Origin of the sequence: Enterococcus viikkiensis, from assembly GCF_005405345.1 — a bacterium.
GTDB lineage: Bacteria > Bacillota > Bacilli > Lactobacillales > Enterococcaceae > Enterococcus_A > Enterococcus_A viikkiensis.
The window spans coordinates 1-6,716 of sequence record NZ_BJDW01000039.1 but is presented as its reverse complement, the minus strand read 5'-3'; the positions used below and the strand labels follow the sequence as shown (position 1 = coordinate 6,716).

Below are 6,716 nucleotides of genomic sequence, written 5' to 3'. Positions count from 1 at the left end.
TTACGACGAAGCAGAAGGAATTATATGAGGCGTTAGGGGTTGCCCCTCCCTCGTTATAAATTCCGGGAATTCAGGTTGCATGTCTCAATAGATTTAAATGTCCTACATGGAATAAATCAAATGTCCCACTTAAATATCCAATTTTCAGTTGTGGTAAAACATTTATTCTACCAGATTCAACTTTGTACTCATAACTATCAATTCCAAATTTATGCGAATCAGATTTATAACGTTTTAATACATCTGTATAAACGTCAATATCTGGTATGAATAATTCTTTCCTTTTATACATATTAGTTATAATGGATTCAGCCAAATCATCAATCACTGATAAATCTGTGCTTTCTCCATTAAAACTTGTTCCTTTAATTGATCCTGGAGAAACATTCAAAATTCTATTTTTTGATTCTTTCTTTTCAATTTCTATATTAACATTCTCGATAAATTGGCAAATAGCTGATTTCCCAGCTCCGTATACAGAAAATAATGGGGAACTTATAAACCCAGCTATACTCCCCATAACAGCGCAATAGAAGTTTTCTCTATTTAATAATCTTTTATAAAATTTACTTATGACTCTAATTGGGGCCACTGCATTCACAAGTAAATTATTTTTTATTTCTGCATCTTGAAATGTTTCAAAAGGCGCCACCCTTCCATATCCTGCTGTGATAAGTAGTGTATCTATTTGGTCTACATATTTATCAAATATGTCGTAACTATCAATAACCGCATCAAAATGCTTATATGTAACCTGTTTTATATCTATTTGAGGCTTTTGTTTGTCGAATACATAAATGTTAGAGTAACCTTTATCAACTAAATTTTTTACCATAGCTAAACCTATCCCACTACTTCCACCCAAAACTACTGCTTTTTTCATGTTTACCTCCTCATTTAGTAAAAAAAGTCTCTTCCATCAGTAACATACTCATTTAAAAAAAGTGTATTCTTATTATTAACAATTAATATCGGTATATAATTCCATTGAAATTCTCCAATAGGATTGATAAATGGAAGCTTCATTTGTAATTTTTCAATTTTATTGAAACATACTGTAAAATCTTTCTAGATATACTTGATTTGAAAATAATTGTCATAGTAATATAACTAATTATCCCAACAAAAATCTGAATGAGAGTCAATGCTACTCCGACTATTTCGGTATTATATGTTATCATAATGATTATTCCACCCATTAAAATAGCACAAAAAACATCTTTAATTATTTCTAAAAATGGAATAGCTCGAATTATTTCCTGAGTACTTAGTACAAGTACAAAAAATGTAACAAATTCGACAAGAACATATGATATCGATGTTCCAATTCCTCCAACCACATTTGATAATATTGAATTTAACATAATCCCAAAAGTCATCCCGATAAGCACAGCATTTGAGTACTTTCTATTTTCCTTTGTAGGAATTAAGTATAGAATACCAATAGTCTCATTTAAAGAAACTAAAATAATTTTTAATGCTAAAATACTTATCATCATCCCAGAAGGAAAAAAATCTTTTCCTAAAAACCACTGAACTAGATTTTCTGAAATTACCATTAATCCAATAGACAATGGGGCAGCTAAATATATCATAAAAGTCATTGTCTTTTTAATAGACGGAAGAACTGATACTTTATCATTTTTTTTTAAATCACTTGATATTTTTGGGAACATGACAAGAGTAAGGCTTGTTATTAAGTACATGGGAATAGTCACTATTTTTACTGCATTTACATAGTACCCGACTTGAACATTATTAGTAAAAAATTTGAGAACAATAACGTCTAAAATTGTATTTAGCTGAGCTCCCCACAATGGAATAAATATAAAAAAACTAGCTATTAGCGTATTTCTAATCATCTTAAAGCTTATATATTTAGTAATCTTTATCGATCCTAAATCAAAATATTTGGGAATAATCGTCCATAAGGATAGAGAACCCATAAAATTAGTGACCGCTAGAATTAAGACATAACTAAATAAATCCGTTTCATTTTTTACAAACATAAAAATAAGTATCAAACTACTTAATTTAATTAAAATGCCTCTAGTAGCAGTCACTTTAAAATTTTGTATACCATGAAAAAACCATGAAACGTCAAATATTGAAGCTAATATATATATCCCTTGTATCAATAAAATAACTTTATTGGATCCAAAAAAACCAATTATTGCTAACGAACAATACAAAAGAAAAATTATTACTCCTAAACAAGAATGACTAATGAATACTGAAATAAAGTTTTCTTTTATACTCTCTTCATTTTCACTACTTGCAATTTCTCTAGCCCCATATTTGATAATTCCAAGTTTGGATATACTCATAAAAAACTGTGAAACTGATAGCGTAGCTGCCGCAACTCCCATTCCTCTTACTCCAACAGTTCTTGCAATATAGGGAGTTGTGACTAATGGAATAATAATTGTAAAAATTTGATAAAATGACGTATAGAAGTAATTTTTTAATACTTTCATAATCAACTCAACCCGAGCCTTTTCCATAAATAAAATTTTGAAGAAAATCAACTGTCTTGACAGTAGCATTACCGTACCATTCTACAAACTGTTTTTGAAATATTTTTGTTTTTTCTATATAACTTGACGAATCCTCCTGATAATTAATTATTAAATCAATTAATTCCTTCATATTTTTAGCGCTTGGTAAAAACTCTCTAATATCAAAATAAAGTCCTCTTTTTAATCTATATTCATCAAAATCATATACATAAGCTATCATAGGCTTAGACAATAATGAATAGTCAAAGAAAATACTTGAATAATCGCTAATCAATAGATCTGTAATTATTAATAAATCATTTAAATTGGTGTAATCTGTGACATTTAAGAACTTATCTTCATAAGCATCACTAAAATTGGGTACGTAAGTCTCATAATGTGCTCGTAATAATATAATAAAATCTTCTCCTAATGTTTCTACCATCTTATGGATATCAAATTTTAAATCCATAACAATTCGCCCCTCACTATCAGTCACTTCTGGTCTAAAAGTGGGAGCATAAAGTATAACTTTTTTATTATTATTTATGTTCAGTCTCTTCTTTATATCAGAAACCTCAGTACAATCAAAATTTAACAATCTATCATTTCTTGGGTATCCAACATTTAAAAATTGCTTTTCAGACATAGAAAAAGCATTTTCAAATATTTCCTTTTCATAACTACTTTGGACTAAAAATAGATCAACATCTTTTTTATCTTCACGAATTTGAAAACTTTGTTCTTTTTTAACAATATCTATTCCCATATTTTTCATTGGCGTTCCATGCCAAGTATTCAAATAGATAGTATCAGAGTTTTTTAAAATTAATCCTCTTTGCATACTACTATTAGTAATCCATACTTTTGACTGTATTGCCATTTTAAAAAATTTAATTGAATTTATTGAAATAATATTTTCAACTGGCGGTGTTACTTGATCAATATCTTCAACCGCCCATATTAATTTGCAATTTTTGAATATATCTCTTTTTTTTATTTCTTGATATAATTCGAAAGGGCTATCATCTATTTTCTTTCCTCCGAAACTGTTAAACAAAATAATATCTTTTTTATTTTTGTAAAATATTTTCATAATAAACAGAAAAAAATTCCCAAAAGCAAAATATATCCGATATATAAATATATTTTTTTTTAATTTTGATCCAATTTTCAACTTCATTTTTCACCAATCTTTCAAAAAAATTGATACATTCTTTGTAATATAAGAATGATAATGATATAGATTACCACTATCAAATTGATAACCAAATTTATACATTCCTGCAAAACACCAGAGACATGCGATAACGATGCACACATATTTATAGATATCTTTATAGGTTGATATTATTAAATAAAAGATAATAGGATAAGATAAAATAAAATAATATTTCATGCGGATAAAAATCTCTTCATTTGCAAAGATAGTATATATTGGAAGGGCACAAATAAATATCCATATAATCGTATTGTTTTTTTCAGAATATTCAATTTTATCAATAGATTTTATTAACATGAAATCTAACACAAGAAACTCTAATAAGTGTAATGGACTCGTTATAGTGGAAGCATATAGATCATTTAAACCTGCTGCTGAATCAACTTTCATTGTTGCGCTTCCCCCAAGAAATGAAAATAGACCTGCTATATAGGTAAAAATTTTTATATCTAAAAATACTACAACATACGATAGGCACAACAATAAGGTTATTATAATTATCCTTTTTTTTGTAAGCTTTATTTTTTTTAAGGGAATTAACACTAATAATATTATCGCCGTAAAGTGCATAGTAGATGCTAAAAATATTAGTGCTGCGTACGTTAAATAACGTGACTTTGATAAATAGTTAAAAGCAATTAATGCGATAGCGACAGCAATACATTGTCTCATATAAATAAATGTCAGATCTAGGAATGCTTTATAAAAAAAGAAAATCAGGCAAACTAATACATTTACATTGTACCGCCTAAAAAATAAATACAACGAAGCATAAAAAAAAGTAGAGATTAACAATGTCGCTCCAAAAAAACTGAATCCTAATGTTTTTATTAAAGAATTAACTGCTAAATATCCCACATCGCTCCCAAAAATCCCATTATTTTTCACTATGCCAAACAAATTTAACTGACTTAAAACGGGAGTTCTTTCAAAAAAGTAAAAATAGTTATATATATCGTATCCACCTAAAAAATACCTAGTTCCAGTAATAATAGCACTGGTTACTATTATAACTAGGTAGATCATTCCTTGTAATGTTCTATTTTTAAATTTTTCTGTAATCAGCGCGAAATAAGATGTAATAAAAAATAGTAATGAATAAACTGGCATTCGTTGCCCCCTCCCTTTTTACAGAAATTTTTTATTCCAATAATATGATAACACCCACGAAATTGGTTTTGTAATTCCTCTTATAAGCCGGTAATCATTTTGTTTAATAATTTTTTTCCTATCAGATTCTCTTACTCTAGATTTATACACATTATATAAAATTCCTTGTTTTAATCTGTATTTCATTTTTATCTTTTTATTCATTTGAACATAACTATTGAGCATTCCTGCCTTTGGGGACTTCAGTCGTAAAGCTCTTCCCGCTCTAGTCAACCCATCGTCTCTATATTCAGTTAAATAAATAATTTTATTTACATAAACCGTTTTATATCCAATCCCTATATTGGTCCATAACCAACCCTCAGAAAAAAATTTTTCTTCTGGAAAAACTGGAAATCGAAATTTTTTAAATGTATTTACTCTAATAGTTTCACAAAAATCACCTTTGATACCTTGATTAATTCGGTAATCAATATGATTGCTTACTATTTTTGTACCCTCAGAGATATGTGAAATGGCATTTTCTGGATCAAATCCTCTTAAAAAGCATACGACTCCTATAGTTTGATCTTTAAAATAGGACAACCATTCATTATTAATTTCTGCTATTGCTTCTGGAAGAAAAATATCATCACTATCTAATATGCAACAAACATCTCCATTAATTTTATCCATAGCAAAATTTAGAGCAGTATGTTTCCCACCATTATTCTTTTTATAATATAAAATCGGAAAAGTAGTTTCCATATTCAAGAAATCATTTACGACATTTTCAGTTTGATCCGAACTTCCATCATCAACTATTATCCACTCAAAATTAGTAACTGATTGTTCAGTAAGAGATTTAAAACAATTTTTAAGGAGTTCACTTCTATTGAATGTTGGGGTAATTATTGAAATTAACATTATTTATCTCCTACACTAAAAATTTCGTAATATTTTTGTAACATTTGTACTACATCATTAATATCATATCCTAATTTTTTTACTTGATAAAAATCTTGTTCTCTATCAATAGGCCTTTTAAGAACTTCATCTATCGCTTTCCTCCACTCCACATCATCTTCGGATAAAGAACATACTTTCATAGATTCTCTGTTTAAGAGTGCTTCTTGTGGAATTACATCTGAAATCACACAAGGTAACCCAGTTGTCTGAGCTTCAACTAGTGCTATGCCTAAACCTTCATTGAGTGATGGAAAAATAAATAAGTCTGATGCCATCAACAATTGCGAAATATCTTGCCTTAGTCCTAGCATATGTACACTACTGTCTAAATCATTCTCAGAAATATAATTTATTATCTCATTCTCCAATTTTCCAGCTCCAATTAGAAGCAATTTCGCATTTGAGTTATAGGTAACATATTCTTTAAAAACACTTAATATTTTTTTATGATTTTTTTGCTTTGAAAACCGTCCAATATGGATAAAAACTTTTGTGTCTTTTTCAATTTTTAATATTTCTCTTGTTTTTTGACGAATATTCAGATCAAATAAGTATCTATCTATAAAAAAGCCATTTTTTAATATGAAAAAGTTTCTCCCATTTGCTATCTTTTTTCCATATCTATCTTCACCTGCCAAACGTGTAGGAGCAAAAAAATATTCTGAAATATATCTTGTTGGAAAAGTAAATAATTTATGAAAAATAGTGTGTAGTGAAAAAGAATATACGTTATGGGAATGTGCAATTGTTGTCATTTTGTATCTTTTAGCTATCCCTAAATAAATACTTGCAGAACTGCTCAAGTGACCATGTACGATATCATATCTATTTTTCTTAAAAAAAGTATTCACATTTTTTATATACGCCGATTGTAAAATTAAGCTAGACAACTAAAAAAGCCATTTGTGCTACACTCAAAATAGTTCTGACCAAAGAAT

At 28.3% G+C, this 6,716-nt stretch carries 6 protein-coding genes; all 6 read right to left on the bottom strand.

The annotated features are described in order from the left end of the window. Window positions 1-70: 70 nt before the first annotated feature. Window positions 71-883, bottom strand: a complete 813-nt coding sequence (locus FFM67_RS12135) for an SDR family NAD(P)-dependent oxidoreductase (RefSeq protein WP_137614800.1) — start codon at window positions 881-883, stop codon at window positions 71-73. 139 nt (window positions 884-1,022) lie between these two features. Next, window positions 1,023-2,477, bottom strand: coding sequence for an oligosaccharide flippase family protein (locus FFM67_RS12130; protein ID WP_170178041.1), 1,455 nt, complete (start codon window positions 2,475-2,477; stop codon window positions 1,023-1,025). 7 nt (window positions 2,478-2,484) lie between these two features. Next, window positions 2,485-3,681, bottom strand: a complete 1,197-nt coding sequence (locus FFM67_RS12125; RefSeq protein ID WP_137614798.1) for a CDP-glycerol glycerophosphotransferase family protein — start codon at window positions 3,679-3,681, stop codon at window positions 2,485-2,487. Window positions 3,682-3,684: 3 nt separating this feature from the next. After that, entirely contained in the window at window positions 3,685-4,830 is a 1,146-nt protein-coding gene (locus tag FFM67_RS12120) for an EpsG family protein (protein WP_137614797.1), read from the bottom strand. 18 nt (window positions 4,831-4,848) lie between these two features. After that, a complete protein-coding gene (locus FFM67_RS12115) occupies window positions 4,849-5,736 on the bottom strand; it encodes a glycosyltransferase family 2 protein (RefSeq protein WP_137614796.1) in 888 nt (295 codons plus the stop codon). Further along, window positions 5,736-6,533, bottom strand: coding sequence for a glycosyltransferase (locus FFM67_RS12110; RefSeq protein ID WP_137614795.1), 798 nt, complete (start codon window positions 6,531-6,533; stop codon window positions 5,736-5,738). Before FFM67_RS12110 ends, FFM67_RS12115 begins: the two co-directional genes overlap by 1 nt. Window positions 6,534-6,716 lie beyond the last annotated feature (183 nt).

Coding starts and splice junctions, on each gene's coding strand:
- FFM67_RS12110 (WP_137614795.1), bottom strand. CDS start 6,533: ATGACAACAATTGCACATTCCCATAACGTATATTCTTTTTCACTACAC.
- FFM67_RS12130 (WP_170178041.1), bottom strand. CDS start 2,477: ATGAAAGTATTAAAAAATTACTTCTATACGTCATTTTATCAAATTTTT.
- FFM67_RS12125 (WP_137614798.1), bottom strand. CDS start 3,681: ATGAAGTTGAAAATTGGATCAAAATTAAAAAAAAATATATTTATATAT.
- FFM67_RS12135 (WP_137614800.1), bottom strand. CDS start 883: ATGAAAAAAGCAGTAGTTTTGGGTGGAAGTAGTGGGATAGGTTTAGCT.
- FFM67_RS12115 (WP_137614796.1), bottom strand. CDS start 5,736: ATGTTAATTTCAATAATTACCCCAACATTCAATAGAAGTGAACTCCTT.
- FFM67_RS12120 (WP_137614797.1), bottom strand. CDS start 4,830: ATGCCAGTTTATTCATTACTATTTTTTATTACATCTTATTTCGCGCTG.